Below are 16,666 nucleotides of genomic sequence, written 5' to 3'. Positions count from 1 at the left end.
TCCCGCTCCAAACCGCTGTTTTTATGGATCGTCTTACAGATCGTCGCCCTTCGACATGTCGTCGTCGGCGACCACCTCGGCGGCGGCCCATTCCAGCGCCTCGCGCTCTTTGCGCTCGCGCTCGGACTTGTCGACGGCTTCGATGAAGGTCTGATCGATGCGGCGCGCGGCGATCTCGCGCAGCGCCAGCACGGTCGGCTTGTCGTCGTGCTCGCTGTTGTCCAGCTGCGGCTCGACGCCGTTGGCCAGCTGGCGCGCGCGCCTGGCGGCCATCATGACGAGCTCGAAGCGGTTGTCGACGACTTCCAGGCAATCTTCTACGGTGATGCGGGCCATAACACTCCCGGCGGCCTGAGGGCCGTCGACTTAATCAAGAAAGGGGCCAGCAATTATGGGGATTCGGCCCGCGATTCGCAAGCCAAATCTTTAAAATCAATGATTTAGGCCGGATTTCGCCATCCGGGCCGGGCCGGAATCACGTGTTCAGCAAGGTATCGATCAGGCCGGCATGCCGGACCGCCTGGGCCTCTCGGCGCAGGCGACTGGCGACGAAGATCGCGCACATTTCGTCCACCGCGGTCTCGAAGACCTCGTTGACGATCACGTAGTCGAACTCGTCGTAGTGCGACATCTCCTCGCGCGCCGCGGCTAGGCGCTGCGCCATCACCGCCTCGCTGTCCTGCCCGCGCTTGCGCATGCGCTCGTCGAGCGCGGCGCGCGAGGGCGGCAGGATGAACACGCTCACCGCATCCGGCACCTGCTTACGCACCTGGCGCGCGCCTTGCCAATCGATTTCCAGCAGCACATCGCGGCCAGCGGACAACTGCGGCTCCACCGACTGCTTGGCCGTGCCCTTCCAGTCGCCGTGTACCAGCGCGTACTCGAAGAAGTCGCCGGCATCGATCATGCGCTGGAACTCATCCTTGCCGATGAAGTGGTAATGCTCGGCATGGCGCTCGCCCGGACGCGGGCTGCGCGAGGTGAACGAGATCGACAGCGCGATGTTCGGATCGCGCGCCAGACAGGCATTGACGATGCTGGATTTGCCGGCGCCCGAAGGCGCGGCAACGATGAAAAGAGTGCCGCGCATGCTCATTCGATGTTCTGGACTTGTTCGCGGATCTGGTCGATCAGCACCTTCAGCTCCACGGCGATGTTGGTGGTGCGGGTGTCGACGGATTTCGATCCGAGCGTATTGGCTTCGCGGTTGAATTCCTGCAGCAGGAAATCCAGGCGGCGGCCGACCGGTTCGCGCTGGGTGAAGATGCGTCGGATCTCCACGATGTGGCTGTCGAGACGATCGAGCTCCTCGTCGACATCGAGCTTCTGCAGCCACAGCACCAGCTCCTGCTCGACGCGTCCGGTCTCGAATTTGTTCGGCCCTGGCTGCATCAGATCGGCCAGCCGCGCTTCGAGTTTGGCGCGCTGGCCGGCGCGGATCGTCGGCATCAGGGCGCGCGCGTCGCCGGCCAGCCGGGCGATGGCGTCGACGCGCTCGAGGATGGCCGCGACCAGCTTGCCGCCTTCGCGTTCGCGCGTGGCGAGGAAATCGTCGAGCACGGTATCGAGCAGCGCCAGCGCTTCTGTTTGCAGTACCGCGGGATCGCTCGCCTTCGATTGCAGCACGCCGGGGAACTGCAGCAGGTCCGTCAATTCGACGCGCAGGCCGGAGAAGCGCGCCTGCAGGTCCAGCGCCAGTTCGGAGAGCTGGCCGATGCGCGCGAGGTTGATCTGCAGCGTGTCGCCGCCCTCGCTCGAACGCAGGCGCAGGGTGAGATCGACCTTGCCGCGCGAGACGCGCGCGCCCACACGCTCGCGCAGCGCCGATTCCAGCGCGCGCAACTCGTCCGGCAGCCGCACGCCGAGTTCGAGGAAGCGATGATTGACCGCGCGCAGCTCGCAGCCGAGCGTGCCCCATTCGGTGCTGCGCTCGCCCGAGGCGAAAGCCGTCATGCTGCGGATCATGCCGAGAACCTGTGGGACGTGCTGAATTGGCGCAGCAGTATGCCTCAGGCCGGGAAAAGGCGCAGGGTCGACGGAAACCGGCACAGATCGTTTCCCGCGTGCTCCCGCACCGGACGCCCCGCTTCTCCACTAAACTTGCACCGATGAACTCCCCGACTCGCCCTAGCGGCCGCGCCCCCGACCAGTTGCGCGAGGTGCGCATTGAACGTGCCTACACGCGTCATGCGGAAGGTTCCGTACTGATTTCCTTTGGTGAAACCCGCGTGCTATGCACCGCCAGCGTCGAGAACCGCGTGCCGCCGTTCCTGCGCGGCAAGGGCGAAGGCTGGGTGACGGCCGAGTACGGCATGCTGCCGCGCGCCACGCATACCCGCGGTGATCGCGAGGCCGCGCGCGGCAAGCAGGGCGGACGCACGCTGGAAATCCAGCGCCTGATCGGCCGCGCCCTGCGCGCCTGCGTCGACCGCGGCGCGCTCGGCGAGCGCACCATCACCCTCGATTGCGACGTGCTGCAGGCCGACGGCGGCACCCGCACCGCGGCGATCACCGGCGCCTACGTCGCGCTGGTCGATGCCGTGCGCTGGCTGCAGGCGAAGAAGGAAATCACTCGCGACCCATTGCACGGCGCGGTTGCCGCGATCTCGGTGGGCATCTACCGCGGCATGCCGGTGCTCGACCTCGACTACGCCGAGGACAGCGACTGCGACACCGACATGAACGTGGTGATGAACGACGGCGGCGGTTTCATCGAACTGCAAGGCACCGCCGAAGGGCACGCCTTCCGTCGCGATGAACTGAATGCGTTGCTCGCGCTGGCGGAAAAAGGCGTCGGCGAATTGCTCGCATTGCAGCACGCGGCACTCGCCGAAGGCCGATGAAGCAACGCATCAGCCTGGTCGCGCTGGTCGTGCGCGATTACGACGAGGCGATCGCGTTCTACACGCAAGCCCTCGGGTTCACCCTGCTCGAGGACACCGACCTCGGCGACGGCAAGCGCTGGGTGCGTGTCGCACCACCCGGCGCGGAAACGGCCTTGCTGCTGGCGCAGGCTTCCAACGACGAACAGGCACGCAGCATCGGCAACCAGACCGGCGGGCGCGTCGGCTTCTTCCTGCACACCGATGATTTCTGGCGCGATCACACCGCCATGTCCGAACGCGGCGTGCGCTTCCTGGAAACACCGCGTGTGGAGAGTTACGGCACGGTCGCGGTGTTCGAGGATCTCTACGGCAATCGCTGGGATCTGTTGCAGCTGAACGCGTAGTTGTTTGCCCCGTCATCCCAACGACTGCCGGAATGACGGCTGATGGGATTTCTGCTCAGTGATCGACGCGACGCTTGACGAACGCGGGCGGCGCTTCGCCCTTGCTCAAGTTGCGCCGCATCGCGATGCGCTGATTGATACGCCCGATCAAACTGCGCTGACGCCGCCGCTCCGCTGCCAATGCCTCGGACAGCGAGCCGTGCCAGGCCTCCTGCAGCAGGAACTTGCCGGCGGCGATCGCATCGGGCGACCCCGCGCTCAATTCGCTGGCCAATTCGCGCGCCCGCGACAGCGGATCGTCGGCGACTTCACTCGCCAGACCAAGTCGCAGCGCTTCGTCGGCGCCGATGACGCGCCCGCTCATCACCAGTTCCTTGGCCCGATCGATCGGCAGCAGTTCTCGCACCAATGCGATCCCGCCCATGTCGGGCACCAATCCCCAGCGCGCTTCCATGAACGACAGTCGCGCTTCCGGCGCCAGCACGCGAAGATCAGCGCCAAGCGCCAGCTGGATGCCGGCACCGAAACAGTTGCCATGCACAGCCGCGATCACCGGGAACGGCAACTCGCGCCAGCCCACGCTCCATTGCTGGAACAGGTTGCGCCACGGCAGCCACAGCGACAGCACGCCGCGCAACGCGCCGCGGCGATCGGCCAGCACGCTCTTGAAATCGAGTCCCGCGCAGAACGACGGCCCGTCGCCGTGCACGATCGCCGCGCGCACGTCGCGGCGCCGCGCGAGTGCTCGCTGGATCGCGCGCACCTCGCGCAACATCGCCAGGTCCACGCCGTTGTGGCGGTCGCCGCGCGCGAGCGTCACCTGGGCCACGCCCTCGGATACTTCCAAACGCACCCGTTCGCCCATCGCCGTCTCCGTCAGTACCGAGTCTGCTATGCCGCGTCCGCGACGCGTTATCCTAGGCCATCGCCCTCTCCTTCGAGCGTCATGCAACGGATCGTCCTCGCCAGCAGCAACCAGGGAAAACTGGTGGAGTTGCGCGAACTGCTCGCCGATACCGGCATCGAACTGGTGGCGCAGACCGATCTCGGTGTCGAGGACGCGGAGGAAACCGGCGGCACCTTCATCGAGAACGCCCTGCTCAAGGCCCGCCATGCCGCCGCGATGACCGGCCTGCCGGCGCTGGCGGACGATTCGGGCATCTGCGTGGACGCGCTCGGCGGCGCCCCGGGGCTGTATTCGGCACGCTATGCCAAGCACGGCGATGCCGAGGCGAACATCGACAAGCTGCTGGCCGCGCTCGCGGACGTGCCGGAGGGGCAGCGCACCGCGCACTTCTACGCCGTGATCGTGCTGATGCGGCATGCCGGCGATCCGCGCCCGGTCATCGCCGAAGGCGTCTGGCACGGCCGTGTCCTGCACGAGCGCCGGGGCAACAAGGGTTTCGGCTATCAGCCGGTGTTCTTCGATACCGAACACGGCGTGTCGGCGGGCGAGATCGACGACGCGCTCAAGAACCGGGTCAGCCATCGCGCCCGCGCGCTGGCGGAGCTGAAGCGACGCCTGCCGGAATTGCAGCCCGGCGCCTGACGGCGCGGCGCCGTGCGCGCTTCGCACCTACAATCGCACTGCCGTGAACACCTCTCTTTCCACGCCCGTCGACGCACCGGCGGCGCCCGCGCTGCTGCATCCGCCGCTTTCGCTGTACGTGCATCTGCCGTGGTGCGTGCGCAAGTGTCCGTATTGCGATTTCAATTCGCACGAACAACGGGGCGAATTGCCGTTCGCGGCCTACGTCGATGCGCTGCTGGCCGATCTCGATCACGACCTGCCACTGGTCTGGGGCCGCACAATCCACAGCGTCTTCTTCGGCGGCGGCACGCCGAGCCTGTTTCCCGCCGAAGCCATCGACGCCTTCCTGCAAGCCGCCAGCGCGCGCCTACGCTTCGCGCCGAATCTGGAAATCACGCTGGAGACCAATCCCGGCACCGCCGAGCACGGCCGCTTCGAGCATTACCGCGGCGCCGGCGTGAACCGCATCAGCTTCGGCATCCAGACCTTCGATGACGACACGCTGCAACGCCTGGGCCGCATCCACGACAGCGCCGAGGCCGTCGCCGCCGTCGCGCTCGCGCGCGAGGCCGGATTCGACAATTTCAATCTCGACCTGATGTATGCCCTGCCGCAGCAGACGCTGGCGATGGCCGAGCGTGACATCGAACGCGCCGTCGCCCTGCAGCCCTCGCACATCTCGCACTATCAGCTGACGCTGGAACCCAACACCGTCTTCGCGGCCAAGCCGCCGACCGGGATTCCCGACGAGGACACCGCCTGGGAGATGCAGGAGCACTGCCAGGCGCTGCTCGCCGGCGCCGGCTACGCGCAGTACGAAGTGAGCGCCTACGCGCGCCCGGGCCGCCAATGCGAGCACAACCTCAACTACTGGCGTTTCGGCGACTACCTCGGCATCGGCGCCGGCGCGCACGGCAAGATCACGCTGGGCGCGGAGCAGGCGATCCTGCGGCGCTGGAAACTCAAGCATCCCGCCGCCTACCTGGCCGCCGCGGGCACGCCGCAGGCGATCGGCGGCGACGAGCGCATCGAACCCGGACGCCGGCCCTTCGAATACATGCTCAATGCGCTGCGGCTGAACGAAGGCTTCTCACTGACGCAATTCGAGAGGCGCACGGGGCTGACGCGGGCGGCGATCGCCGACGCGCTCGCCACCGCGCGTGAGCGCGGCTGGCTGCAGATGAATGGCGATCGCGTGGCGCCGACCGAGCTGGGCCGGCGCTTCACCAATGACGTGATCGAATTGTTCCTCGTCTAGGGCTCGCAGGCCGGCATCCACCTTCGCCGCATCGCCGCACTTGCCCGCCTTGCGCCGCATCATGCGCAAGATCGCGGCAATTGCGGCAAAATCACTGGTTTCCGCCGCCGATCATGCCGATGAATCTTCAGGAACTCAGCGCCCTCTATCCCGAGCACCTCGCCACCGTCAGCAAGCGCGCGGACGAGGCGCTGGCGCGCGGCGGCTTCGATCATCTGGTGGTCCCCAGCGGCACGTCGCACTACCAGGTCTTCGACGACCGCGATTACCCCTACGCGGTCAACCCGCAGTTCAAGGCCTGGGTGCCGCTCACGCGCAATCCGGGCAGCTGGCTGGTGTATACGCCGGGATCCAAGCCCAAGCTGATCTATTTGCAGCCGTTCGACTATTGGCACGTCGTGCCGGAAGCGCCGAGCGGCTGGTGGGTCGAGCATTTCGACATCGTCGTGATCCGCAAGCCGGCCGAGGCGCTGGAGCATCTGCCGAAGAACGCCTCGCGCTGCGCCATCCTGGGCGAGCCGCAGAGCGCGCTCGGCGATTACGGCGCGTTCAAGCCGAACAATCCGCCGGCCGTGGTGAACTATCTCGAATACCACCGCGCCTACAAAACGCCCTATGAGATCGCGATGATGCGCGAGGCCACGCGTCGTGCCGTGCGCGGCCATCGCGCGGCCGAGCGCGTGTTCCGCGCCGGTGCGTCCGAATTCGGCATCCATCTTGCCTACTGCCAGGCCGTGGGCCAGGACGCCGCCGAACTGCCCTACAACAACATCGTCGCCCTCAACGAACACGGCGCAGTGCTGCATTACACCGAGCTCGGCCGCATGCCGCCCAAGCCCGTGCGCAGCTTCCTGATCGACGCCGGCGCCAGCTTCGGCGGCTACGCCTCCGACATCACCCGCACCTATGCCGCCGAGGGCGAAAGCGACTTCCAGGCGCTGATCGATGCCGTCGACAAGGCGCAGCTGGACATCGCCCAGCGCTATCGCGCTGGCCATGATTACCGCCAGGTGCATCTGTACGCGCATCTGACGCTGTCGATCGTGCTCAAGGACTTCGGCATCCTGAAAATCTCGCCGGAAGCGGCGGTGGAAACCGGCGTCAGCAGCACCTTCTTCCCGCACGGCCTCGGCCACGGCATCGGCTTGCAGGTGCACGATGTCGCCGGCTTCGCCGAATCGGATCAGGGCGGCACCATCGCCAAGCCGGACGGCCATCCCTACCTGCGCCTGACGCGCACGCTGGAGCCGGGCATGGTGGTGACCAACGAACCCGGCCTCTATTTCATCGACCTGTTGCTCGACGAACTGAAGCAGGGGCCGCATGCCGACAGCGTGGACTGGAGCCGCATCGATGCCTTCCGCCCCTACGGCGGGATCCGCATCGAGGACGACATCGCGGTCACCGAGGGCGACCCGCTCAATCTGACGCGGCCGGCGTTCGAGGAAGCCGCCGAATAAGCCCGATCCCGAACAGGCGCGGCCGTCCGGAAGCTGAACCGGCACGCCGCGCCTCTTGTCTTGGCGCGGCCCGCCTTTATTATTGAGCGCGTACTCAATCAATATTCCTCAAGCAATATCCCGGCATGGCCCGCCCCCGTAGCGAAGACAAACGCAACGCCATCCTGACCGCCGCCACCCAGGTGTTCGCGGAGCAGGGGCTGAGCGCGCCCACGGCCCGGATCGCCCGCGAGGCCGGCGTCGCCGGGGGCACGCTGTTCACCTATTTCCGCACCAAGGAGGAGCTGCTCAACCAGCTCTACCTGAGCCTGAAGCTGGAAATGCGGGAAACGCTCATGGCCGCCTATCCGCATGACGCGAGCCTGCAACAGCGCATGCAGCATTTCTGGCGCAGCTATGTCGGCTGGGGTGTCGCCAATCCGGACAAGCGCAAGGTCATGGTGCAACTGGCCCTGTCTTCCCATATCGACGACCGCAGCAAGGCGATCAGCGCCGAGGCATTCGCCGAAATCGGCGCCCTGCTCGAGGAAAGCCGCCGCAGCGGACTGCTGCGCGACCGGCTGCCACCCGAACTCGTCCCGGCCATCCTCGGGGCGCTGGCGGAAATGACCATGGATCTGGTCCTCCGCGAGCCGAAACAGGCCGAGCACTACAGCCAGGCCGGTTTCGAGGCCTGCTGGAATGCAATCGCCAAGCCCTGATTTTTTGATTCCAATAATGAGTGACTAGTCACTCATATGTACTCACACAACGACGGAAACATTGCCATGCCAACCGCCCTCTGGACCATTCAAGACATCCCTCCTCAAACCGGCCGCCAGGTCGTGATCACCGGCGCGACCGGCGGCCTCGGTTACGAGACCGCACTCGCCCTGGCCGGTGCCGGCGCCAATGTGTTGCTCACCGGCCGCAACAACGCCAAGGGCCAGACCGCTCTCGTCCGTATCCGCAAGGCCTATCCCAACGCGACGATCGGCTATGCGCATCTCGATCTCGGCAGCCTCGCCTCGGTGACGGACTTCGCCGAGCGCTACGCGCGCGAGCACGACGGCCTCGACCTGCTCGTCAACAACGCCGGCGTGATGACACCGCCCACGCGCTTCACCACCAGCGACGGCTTCGAGTTGCAGTTCGGTACCAACTACCTCGGCCATTTCGCGCTCACCGCACAATTGCTGCCGCTGCTGCGCAACGGCCGGCAGCCGCGCGTGGTGAATCTGAGCAGCAGCGCCCACCGCCTGGGCGCGGCGATCCATTTCGACGATCTGCAATGGCAGCGCAGCTACAGCCCTTGGCGCGCTTATGCGCAATCCAAGCTGGCGATGCTGATGTTCGCGTTCGAACTGCAGCGCCGCAGCGATGCCCACGGCTGGGGATTGATGAGCAATGCCTGCCATCCCGGCTACGCGGTCACCGACCTGCAGACGTCCGGCCCGCGCCTGGGCCAGGGCAAGCCGCATCCGATCGAGCCTCTGACGCGATGGATGCAGCCTTACATGTCGCAGTCGGCCGCGGAGGGCGCCCTGCCGACATTGTTCGCCGCCACTTCGCCCGACGCGGAACCGGCCGCCTACTACGGTCCGCACGACTGCCTCGAACTCAAGGGCCCGGTGGGGAAAGCCACCATCGCCAGGCGCGCGCGCGACATCGCCGTCGCCAAACGATTGTGGGAAGTCTCCGAGCAACTGACCAGCGCGCACTGGCCACAAGACCGTCAAGAGATCGCCGCATGAACGTCCTCATTTTCGGCGCCACCGGCATGATCGGCCAGGGCGTGCTGCGCGAATGCCTGCTCGACGACGACGTTTCGCGCGTGGTCACGCTCGGCCGCACTGCCACGGAGCAGCAGCATCCCAAGCTGCACGAGATCGTGCACAAGGATTTGTACGACTACACGGCCATCGAAGGACAGCTGCGGGATTTCGATGCCTGCTTCTTCTGTCTTGGCGTGTCCTCGGTCGGCATGAACGAAGCCGACTACACCCGCGTCACCTACGATCTCACGCTCGCCGCCGCGCGGACGCTGTCGCGGCTGAATCCACGGATGACCTTCGTCTTCGTGTCCGGCGCCAGCACCGACAGCACCGAACGCGGCAGCAAGATGTGGGCACGCGTGAAAGGTCGCGCCGAGAACGCACTGCAGCGCCTGCCGTTCAAGGCCGTCTATCTGTTCCGGCCCGGCGCGATCCAGCCGCTGCACGGCATCCGCTCGAAAACGGCCCTGTATCAGGCCGCCTACACGGTGCTGCGGCCGTTCCTGTCGACCTTGCGCGCGTTGTTCCCGAATTCGGTGCTGACCACCGAAGCGATCGGCCGCGCGATGCTGGTGGCGGCGCGCGAAGGCGCGGAGACGGCCGTGCTGGAAAGCCGCGATATCCGACGGCTCGCCGAGCGGGAGCCGGTCCATGGCTGAGCGTTTCCCTGCTTCGCCGAAGCGTGTCGGCGGGAGGTTGCGACGCATCCTGCGCTGGACGCTCGCGGTGCCCGCGCTGTTGCTGGCACTCGCGCTCGGCGTGCTCGTGCTCGGCGGCAGTTCCTCCTTCGGCGGCCGCGCCGAAGGCACGCGGCTGGCACGAATGCAGCATTCGCCGCAGTGGCACGGCGATGCGTTCGCCAATCCGCAGGCGATGTGGGGCGACATGCCGCGCGCGCTGTCGCGCATGTTCGAGAGCACACCGCACAGCGTGCCCGAGGCACCGATCGTCCCGGTCAGTGATGCCTCGCAATACGCGCGGCCGTCCCGGAGCGGATTGCGCGTCACCTGGTTCGGCCATTCCACGACGCTGGTGGAACTGGACGGCGTCAATGTGTTGACCGACCCGCTGTGGAGCGAACGCCCGTCGCCGCTGCAATGGATCGGCCCGAAACGCTGGTTCGCGCCGCCGCTGCCGCTGCGCGCATTGCCGCGGATCGATGCCGTGGTGATCTCGCACGATCACTACGATCATCTCGACGAAGCCACGATCCGCACGCTGCAGGCCTCCTCTTCCGCCGTGTTCGTCGTTCCGCTCGGCGTCGGTGCGCATCTGGTGCATTGGGGCGTGCCCGACTCACGCATCGTCGAGCTCGACTGGTGGGAACACACCCGCATTGGCGGCGTCGACATCGTGGCGACACCTGCGCGGCACGCGTCCGGCCGCGTGGTGCCGCAAAGCGACGAGACGCTATGGGCCGGTTATGCATTGATCGGTGGCCGGCATCGCGTGTTCTACTCCGGCGATACCGGATTGCACGAGGACTTGCGCGAAATCGGCACGCGCTTCGGGCCATTCGACGTGGCCATGATCGAATCCGGCCAATACGACGCCGACTGGCCGGACTGGCACATGGGGCCGGAGCAGGCCGTCGTCGCGAACACGCTGGTGCGCGGCAAGACATTGCTGCCGGTGCATTGGGGCCTGCTGAAACTCGCGCATCACGGCTGGACCGAACCGGTCGAGCGCGTGATCGCTGCAGCCCATTGCACGGACACGCCCGTGCTGACGCCGCGGCCAGGACAAAGTTTCGAGCCCACGCAGCATCCGGCGTTCGCGCAATGGTGGCCGCCACTTCCCTGGCAGAACGCGAGGGAACGCCCGGTGATCGCGACGAAGACGGGAAATCCCGCCGTGCGTTACGAACTGCCGCAGTGCATGACGACCCACACCGGAGCGACGGCCTCCACATAGTCATCGCCGCCTTCGTGCAGAATGTCGCACCAGCGCCGCGATGCATGCGGCGCCTACTGACGATCACTTCCGCACGACGACTTCCGCACCGGCCGCGTTTCGATGTCCCCCGCCCATCTCCTGCTTGCCCTGGCCGTCGTCATCGTCTGGGGCACGAACTTCGTCATCATCAAGCTGGGATTGGGCGAACTGCCGCCGCTGCTGTTCGCGACACTGCGCTTCTTCTTTTCCTTCTTCCCTTGGATCTTCCTGATCCGGCGGCCGCCGGTGGCGTGGAAACTGCTGATCGCGACCGGCATCTTCCTCGGCTTCGGCCTGTTCGGCCTGCTGTTCATCGCCATGCGCGCGGACATCACGCCCGGCATCGCCTCGCTGGTGGTGCAGACGCAGGCGTTCTTCACCATCGGCCTGTCGATGCTGCTGCTGTCCGAACGCCTACGCGCTTTCCAGGCCGTGGGACTGGCGTTCTGCATCGCCGGGCTGGTGATCCTGTTCGCGCACACCGACGCGTCCCTGACCACGCGCGGCCTGATCCTGACGCTGACCGGCGGCTTGTCGTGGGCGATCGCCAATCTCGTCGCCAAGCGCGCCGGCAAGGTGGACATGCTGGGATTCATGGTGTGGTCGAGCCTGTTCGCGGTGCCGCCGCTGCTCGCCGCGAGCCTGGTCTTCGAAGGGCCGGAGCGGATCGCGCATGCGCTCGCGAGCGCCAGCTGGCTCGGCTGGAGCGCGGCGATCTGGCAGGGCGTGGCCAACACATTGTTCGGCTACGGCGCCTGGAACTGGTTGCTGGCGCGCTATCCGGCGGCGACGGTCTCGCCGCTGTCACTGTTGGTGCCGGTGTTCGGCATGCTCACCGCGACACTCGTGTTCGCCGAACCCTTGCCCGCATGGAAACTGCAGGCGTGTGCCCTGCTGCTGCTCGGCTTGGTGGTGATCACGCTATGGCCGCGCCTGCGCGCGCGGCTGTTGCCGGCGCGCGGGAACGCCTGATCACGATCGGTGGTGCGTCAACAGCTGCACGTTATGCGCCGCGCGCCATTAGCGCTTCGATCTCGTCGGCGCTGCGGGCGAGTTTCGCCGTCAACACTTCGTGGCCATCGTCGGTGATCGCCACATCGTCCTCGGTCCGGATACCGATGCCGCGCCACTTCGCATGCACGGATTTGTCGTCCGGCGCGACGTACAGGCCGGGCTCGATGGTGAACACCATGCCCGGTTCGAGCAGGCGCGATTCGCCGTCGATGCGGTAATCGCCGACATCGTGCACGTCCAGGCCGAGCCAATGTCCGGTCTTGTGGCGATAGAAGCGCTTGTAGCTGCCGTCGGCGATGTTCTTCTCCAGCTTGCCCTTGAGCAGGCCGAGCTGAAGCAGTCCTTCGGTGAGCGTCTCCACCGCGGCGTTGTGGCCAGTCTCGTAAGGCACGCCGGGCCGCGCCTGCGCCATCGCCGCGGCGTGCGCGGCGCCGACCAGGTCGTGCAGGGCGCGCTGCGCCTTGCTGAAACGGCCGTTGACCGGGAACGTGCGCGTGATGTCGGACGCATAGTTGCGGTATTCGGCGCCGGCATCGATCAGCACCAGATCACCGTCCTTCGCCGCGCCGCCATTGGCGACGTAATGCAGCACGCAGGCATTGCCGCCGGCGCCGACGATGCTGCCGTAGGCCGGATGCGCGTCGTGGGCGCGGAACACGCGCTCCAATTCCGCCTGCAGTTCGTATTCGTGGATGCCGGGGCGCGCCGCGCGCATCGCCGTCTCGTGCGCCAGCATGCTGATCTCGGCGGCCTTGCGCATCAGCTTCAGCTCGCCCTGCGACTTGAACAGCCGCATCTCGTCGAGCAAATGCCCCAACTCAAGGAATTCGTGCGGCGGCTGCGCGCCCTGGCGCACCTGCGCGCGCACGCGGTTGAGCCAGCCGATCAGTTTCAGATCGAAATCGGTGTCGCGGCCGAAGTGGTAGTAGACGCGGGTGCGGCCTTCGAGCAGACCCGGCAGGATTTCGTCGAGATCGTCGATCGGATAGGCGTCGTCCATGCCATAGGCGTCGATGGCGCCTTCCGGACCGACGCGCGGCCCGTCCCAGCCCTCGCGCTCGGGATTGCGCTCACGGCAGAACAGCAGATGCTCGCCGTGCTTACGCCCCGGCACCAGCACCAGCACGGCCTCCGGTTCCGGGAAACCGGTGAGGTACCAGAGATCGGAATCCTGCCGGTACGGGTAATGCGTATCGCGGCTGCGGATGCGCTCGGGCGCGGCCGGCAGGATCAGGATGGCGTCTTCACCGGCCATGCGCATCAGCTGCTTGCGGCGGCGCGTGTAGGCCTGGGCGGTCATTCCGGCGTTGCTGGTCATCGCGATGTGGTTCGATTCAACGGAAACATTCGGTTCAACTGCAACCGATCTCGTCCAATACTTCGTTCAATTCAGCTTTTGACGGTGCCGCGGCCCCAGCGCGCAATCGCCGTGCAGCAGCAGGACGGCGACGCGGACGAATTCCTCGATCTCCGCCAGCGCGGCCTCGTCCTCTTCATCGCCCTCTTCCTGCGGCGAAGCGGCCGCCAGCTTGGCCAGATCGGCCAGTGCCTCGCCCGCTTCCTCCGACAACGCCGGCTTGGCGCCCGCGGCCAGCCCGAAACCGCCGAGAAAGCCGCGACACCAGTCGAACAGGGCGCCGCTGCGCTCGCTCAGCGCCTCGTTCTCGTCGGGCAGCAGCAGTTCGAAGCCGAAACTGCGGTCCTCGAGCTGGGTGACGCTGGCCTTGCACAGACGATCCAGCGCGCCATCGGCAGCCACGGCCGGGAGATCGTCGTCGGCCAGCACCTGGCCCAGCCACCGGTCCGTATCGGCGCCGCCGCCGGCCAGCCAGCCGCACAGAGCGCCATGCAGCTCGGACGCGCCCACGCCGATGCGCAGTGCGCGGCAGGCGGCTTCAACTTCGGGCAATGCGGGCAGATCGAGCGGCACGGATCGTCTTCGAATATTACGGGTGCCACAAAGTGTAACAACGCCATGGCGCGGCTTTCGAATTTGTCTGAACAGGCGACATAGGTTGCCCCCTGTCACAGATCGGCCCGCACCCCTAAACTGCAAAAGATGACACGACGTGGCCAGGGGGCGCCACTTGAGCAGTTTCGTGGATCTGCGCTTTCTCGCGGCAGCCGTGTTCGTGCTGCTCGCGTTGATCGCGCTTGTCGTCTGGCGCAGGCGCGCGGACCGCTTGCGCATGGTCGACATGCGCGAGCTGGAAGAGCGCCTGAAACTCGCGCTTTGGGCGACAGGACAGTATTACTGGGACTATGACGTCGTCGCCGGCAAGGTGCGCCGGTTGCAAGTGAAGGATCCAGGCGACGGCAATGCCGGTCGTCTGGAAGCACACACCCTCGACATCCGCAACGTCGCCCATTCCGAAGACCAGCCGCTCATGACCGAGCGCATCCAGCATTATCTCGAGGGCAACGACGACAGATATCGTTCCGAGCACCGGATGCTCGACGCCGATGGCAAGCTCATCTGGGTGCGCGCCAGCGGCCGCGCCGTGAAGCGCGATGCCGCCGGCAAGGTGACACGCATGGCCGGCACCACGCTCGACATCACTCGCGAACGCGAGATCGACGACGAACACCGCGTCGCCGCGCAAGTCCTGCGCAGCATGAGCGAGGCGGTGACGGTGCTGAACCGAGACTTCGAGTTCGTTTCCGTGAACCCGGCCTTCACCCGCATCACCGGCTACGAGGAAACCGAAGTGATCGGCCGCAGCGCCGCGCTGCTCGACAGCAGCCGGCACGACACCGCCTTCTATCACCACATCCGCGCGCTGGTCACGCGGCACGGGCATTACGCCGGCGAACTGTGGCAGCGGCGCAAGGATGGCGAGGAGTTCCTCTGCGCCTACGAGTTCAACGTCGTGCTCGATGCCAACGGCGCGCAGCAGTATTTCGTCGCCGTTCTCAACGACATCACCCAGCAGAAGCGCGCCGAGGAAGAGCTGCGCTATCTCGCCAACTACGACACGCTCACCGGCCTGCCCAACCGCACGCTGCTCTCCGAGAGGCTGTGGCGCGCGATCATGCATGCGCAGCACGCGCAGGTCCGCATCGCGGTGCTGTTCCTCGACTTCGATCGCTTCAAGGACATCAACGATTCGCTCGGCCACGCCATCGGCGACCGCATCCTGTGCGCCGCCGCGCAGCGCCTGCAGGCGACCGTCGGCGAACACCACACCGTCGCCCGTCTCGGCGGCGACGAATTCACCGCGGTGCTCGAGAACATCAACTCACAGGAAGATGCCGACGACGTCGCGCAAGCCGTGCTGAAAGCATTCGAGGCGCCGCTGACGATCGACAAGCACTTGGAAGTCTCGATCTCTCCTTCCATCGGCATCAGCCTGTATCCCGATCACGGCCTGGTGCCCGCCGATCTGCTCAAGCACGCCGACACCGCGATGTACCAGGCCAAGGCCGCAGGCCGCCGGACGTCGATGCGCTACGACGACACGATGGAAGTCGCCACGCGGCGGCGCGCGATCCTCTCCGGCGCGTTGCGCAAGGTGCTCGACCGCAACGAACTGCATCTGGTCTATCAGCCGCGCCTGACCCTGGCGTCCACGCCTTCCGCCGCCGCGCGCATCTCCGGCGCGGAAGCGTTGCTGCGCTGGAGCAGCCGCGAGCATGGCCAGATCGATCCCACCGAATTCATCCTGCTCGCCGAGGAAAGCGGCCTGATCCGCGACATCGGCGAATGGGTGCTGCGCGAAGCCTGCCAGACCCTGCGCGACTGGCGCCGCCAGGGCCTCGATGACTTCCGCATGGCCGTGAACGTCTCCGGCCTGCAATTGCTGCGCGGCGATTTCCCCGACATCGTGAGCGACATCCTCATCGAAACCGGCGTGCCGGCGAGCGCACTGGAACTCGAACTCACCGAATCCGTGCTGATGGCGAGCGCGGAACAGACCGCGGCGCGATTGCAGGCGTTCCGCGAACTCGGCGTCTCCCTGGCCATCGACGACTTCGGCACCGGCTACTCCTCGCTCGCCTATCTCAAGCGCCTGCCCATCACCACCGTGAAGATCGACAAGGAGTTCATCGACGACCTTGCCCGCAATCCGGACGATGCCGCGATCACCGGCACCATCATCGCCATGGCGCATTCGCTGGGGCTGAACGTCGTCGCGGAAGGTGTCGAGACCGACACGCAGATGCAGTTCCTGCAGCAACGGCACTGTCACGAAATCCAGGGATTCTGGCTCTCGCCCCCGCGCGAGGCGCAGGATTGCCTGGACTTCATCCGTCGCTGGGCACCGGCGCAGCCGGACGCCGCCCTCGTCCTGTCTTGACCGCCCCCCCGCCGCCTCCTATCGTGCCCACATGGACACTGAGAACCTGTTTCCATACTCCGCATGGCCCGCGTTGCTTCCCTATGGCCGTCAGGTGGTGTTGCGCGGCGCAGCGCCTTGCTGTCTGCAAGGTCAAGCCGCGCGGCGCCGCATAGCGGCCATAGGGAAGCAACCCGGAGGGTCGGGG

The 16,666-nt window shown here is 66.4% G+C and carries 17 protein-coding genes; 11 read left to right on the top strand and 6 right to left on the bottom strand.

Going from position 1 to position 16,666, the window contains the following annotated elements; genetic code table 11:
- Positions 1-33: 33 nt before the first annotated feature.
- The 3 genes from rpoZ to LG367_RS04270 form a co-directional block, all read right to left on the bottom strand.
- Positions 34-336 carry a DNA-directed RNA polymerase subunit omega gene (rpoZ, locus tag LG367_RS04280; RefSeq protein WP_226467995.1) on the bottom strand — a complete coding sequence of 101 codons (303 nt, stop codon included), beginning with the start codon at positions 334-336 and terminating at the stop codon, positions 34-36.
- A 139-nt stretch (positions 337-475) separates the two neighbouring features.
- The gene (gene gmk, locus LG367_RS04275; protein ID WP_226467994.1) at positions 476-1,090 is read right to left on the bottom strand and encodes a guanylate kinase; all 615 of its coding nucleotides are present in this window, start codon (positions 1,088-1,090) and stop codon (positions 476-478) included.
- Positions 1,091-1,092: 2 nt separating this feature from the next.
- Positions 1,093-1,965 (bottom strand): YicC/YloC family endoribonuclease, encoded by an 873-nt coding sequence (locus tag LG367_RS04270; protein WP_226467993.1) that lies wholly within the window; start codon positions 1,963-1,965, stop codon positions 1,093-1,095.
- A 143-nt stretch (positions 1,966-2,108) separates the two neighbouring features.
- Between LG367_RS04270 and rph the strand changes: the two genes are divergently transcribed.
- Together rph and LG367_RS04260 are read left to right on the top strand one after the other, a co-directional pair.
- Complete coding sequence (gene rph / locus LG367_RS04265; protein WP_226467992.1) at positions 2,109-2,843, top strand: ribonuclease PH; 735 nt, start codon at positions 2,109-2,111, stop codon at positions 2,841-2,843.
- A complete protein-coding gene (locus LG367_RS04260) occupies positions 2,840-3,229 on the top strand; it encodes a VOC family protein (protein ID WP_226467991.1) in 390 nt (129 codons plus the stop codon). The genes rph and LG367_RS04260 overlap by 4 nt, the downstream gene beginning before the upstream one ends.
- A gap of 55 nt (positions 3,230-3,284) precedes the next feature.
- Here LG367_RS04260 and LG367_RS04255 read toward each other — a convergent pair whose 3' ends face one another.
- Positions 3,285-4,094: a crotonase/enoyl-CoA hydratase family protein gene (locus LG367_RS04255; protein WP_226467990.1), complete on the bottom strand. Its 810-nt coding sequence runs from the start codon at positions 4,092-4,094 to the stop codon at positions 3,285-3,287.
- 81 nt (positions 4,095-4,175) lie between these two features.
- On the opposite strand from LG367_RS04255, the gene rdgB reads away from it, so the two are divergent.
- The 8 genes from rdgB (at position 4,176) to LG367_RS04215 (ending at position 12,139) form a co-directional block, all read left to right on the top strand.
- Positions 4,176-4,778 carry an RdgB/HAM1 family non-canonical purine NTP pyrophosphatase gene (rdgB, locus tag LG367_RS04250; protein WP_226467989.1) on the top strand — a complete coding sequence of 201 codons (603 nt, stop codon included), beginning with the start codon at positions 4,176-4,178 and terminating at the stop codon, positions 4,776-4,778.
- Positions 4,779-4,821: 43 nt separating this feature from the next.
- Positions 4,822-6,018: a radical SAM family heme chaperone HemW gene (gene hemW / locus LG367_RS04245; RefSeq protein WP_226467988.1), complete on the top strand. Its 1,197-nt coding sequence runs from the start codon at positions 4,822-4,824 to the stop codon at positions 6,016-6,018.
- Between the two features lie 119 nt (positions 6,019-6,137).
- Entirely contained in the window at positions 6,138-7,478 is a 1,341-nt protein-coding gene (gene pepQ, locus LG367_RS04240) for a Xaa-Pro dipeptidase (RefSeq protein WP_226468065.1), read from the top strand.
- A 125-nt stretch (positions 7,479-7,603) separates the two neighbouring features.
- Positions 7,604-8,179, top strand: a complete 576-nt coding sequence (locus LG367_RS04235) for a TetR/AcrR family transcriptional regulator (protein WP_226467987.1) — start codon at positions 7,604-7,606, stop codon at positions 8,177-8,179.
- Positions 8,180-8,245: 66 nt separating this feature from the next.
- Positions 8,246-9,211, top strand: a complete 966-nt coding sequence (locus LG367_RS04230) for an SDR family oxidoreductase (protein ID WP_226467986.1) — start codon at positions 8,246-8,248, stop codon at positions 9,209-9,211.
- On the top strand, positions 9,208-9,891 hold the full coding sequence (locus tag LG367_RS04225) for an NAD-dependent epimerase/dehydratase family protein (RefSeq protein ID WP_226467985.1): 684 nt from the start codon (positions 9,208-9,210) through the stop codon (positions 9,889-9,891). The genes LG367_RS04230 and LG367_RS04225 overlap by 4 nt, the downstream gene beginning before the upstream one ends.
- Entirely contained in the window at positions 9,884-11,146 is a 1,263-nt protein-coding gene (locus LG367_RS04220; protein ID WP_226467984.1) for an MBL fold metallo-hydrolase, read from the top strand. Before LG367_RS04225 ends, LG367_RS04220 begins: the two co-directional genes overlap by 8 nt.
- A 102-nt stretch (positions 11,147-11,248) precedes the next feature.
- A complete protein-coding gene (locus tag LG367_RS04215) occupies positions 11,249-12,139 on the top strand; it encodes an EamA family transporter (RefSeq protein WP_226467983.1) in 891 nt (296 codons plus the stop codon).
- Between the two features lie 31 nt (positions 12,140-12,170).
- On the opposite strand, the gene pepP is transcribed toward LG367_RS04215, so the two are convergent.
- Complete coding sequence (pepP, locus tag LG367_RS04210) at positions 12,171-13,499, bottom strand: Xaa-Pro aminopeptidase (protein WP_226467982.1); 1,329 nt, start codon at positions 13,497-13,499, stop codon at positions 12,171-12,173.
- Between the two features lie 66 nt (positions 13,500-13,565).
- Positions 13,566-14,111 (bottom strand): UPF0149 family protein, encoded by a 546-nt coding sequence (locus LG367_RS04205; RefSeq protein WP_425490906.1) that lies wholly within the window; start codon positions 14,109-14,111, stop codon positions 13,566-13,568.
- Between the two features lie 157 nt (positions 14,112-14,268).
- On the opposite strand from LG367_RS04205, the gene LG367_RS04200 reads away from it, so the two are divergent.
- A complete protein-coding gene (locus tag LG367_RS04200; protein WP_226467981.1) occupies positions 14,269-16,479 on the top strand; it encodes a putative bifunctional diguanylate cyclase/phosphodiesterase in 2,211 nt (736 codons plus the stop codon).
- The last annotated feature ends 187 nt before the right edge of the window (positions 16,480-16,666 follow it).

This window comes from Luteimonas panaciterrae (assembly GCF_020511115.1).
In the GTDB taxonomy this organism is placed as follows: Bacteria; Pseudomonadota; Gammaproteobacteria; order Xanthomonadales; family Xanthomonadaceae; genus Luteimonas; species Luteimonas panaciterrae.
The sequence above is the reverse complement of the archived record's forward strand: the minus strand, read 5'-3'. Positions and strand labels throughout refer to the sequence as shown.

Bases quoted from the DNA above. Each gene is read 5' to 3' on its own strand.
- rpoZ (WP_226467995.1), bottom strand. From the start codon at position 336: ATGGCCCGCATCACCGTAGAAGATTGCCTGGAAGTCGTCGACAACCGC.
- gmk (WP_226467994.1), bottom strand. From the start codon at position 1,090: ATGCGCGGCACTCTTTTCATCGTTGCCGCGCCTTCGGGCGCCGGCAAA.
- LG367_RS04270 (WP_226467993.1), bottom strand. From the start codon at position 1,965: ATGATCCGCAGCATGACGGCTTTCGCCTCGGGCGAGCGCAGCACCGAA.
- rph (WP_226467992.1), top strand. From the start codon at position 2,109: ATGAACTCCCCGACTCGCCCTAGCGGCCGCGCCCCCGACCAGTTGCGC.
- LG367_RS04260 (WP_226467991.1), top strand. From the start codon at position 2,840: ATGAAGCAACGCATCAGCCTGGTCGCGCTGGTCGTGCGCGATTACGAC.
- LG367_RS04255 (WP_226467990.1), bottom strand. From the start codon at position 4,094: ATGGGCGAACGGGTGCGTTTGGAAGTATCCGAGGGCGTGGCCCAGGTG.
- rdgB (WP_226467989.1), top strand. From the start codon at position 4,176: ATGCAACGGATCGTCCTCGCCAGCAGCAACCAGGGAAAACTGGTGGAG.
- pepQ (WP_226468065.1), top strand. From the start codon at position 6,138: ATGAATCTTCAGGAACTCAGCGCCCTCTATCCCGAGCACCTCGCCACC.
- LG367_RS04235 (WP_226467987.1), top strand. From the start codon at position 7,604: ATGGCCCGCCCCCGTAGCGAAGACAAACGCAACGCCATCCTGACCGCC.
- LG367_RS04230 (WP_226467986.1), top strand. From the start codon at position 8,246: ATGCCAACCGCCCTCTGGACCATTCAAGACATCCCTCCTCAAACCGGC.
- LG367_RS04225 (WP_226467985.1), top strand. From the start codon at position 9,208: ATGAACGTCCTCATTTTCGGCGCCACCGGCATGATCGGCCAGGGCGTG.
- LG367_RS04220 (WP_226467984.1), top strand. From the start codon at position 9,884: ATGGCTGAGCGTTTCCCTGCTTCGCCGAAGCGTGTCGGCGGGAGGTTG.
- LG367_RS04215 (WP_226467983.1), top strand. From the start codon at position 11,249: ATGTCCCCCGCCCATCTCCTGCTTGCCCTGGCCGTCGTCATCGTCTGG.
- pepP (WP_226467982.1), bottom strand. From the start codon at position 13,499: ATGACCAGCAACGCCGGAATGACCGCCCAGGCCTACACGCGCCGCCGC.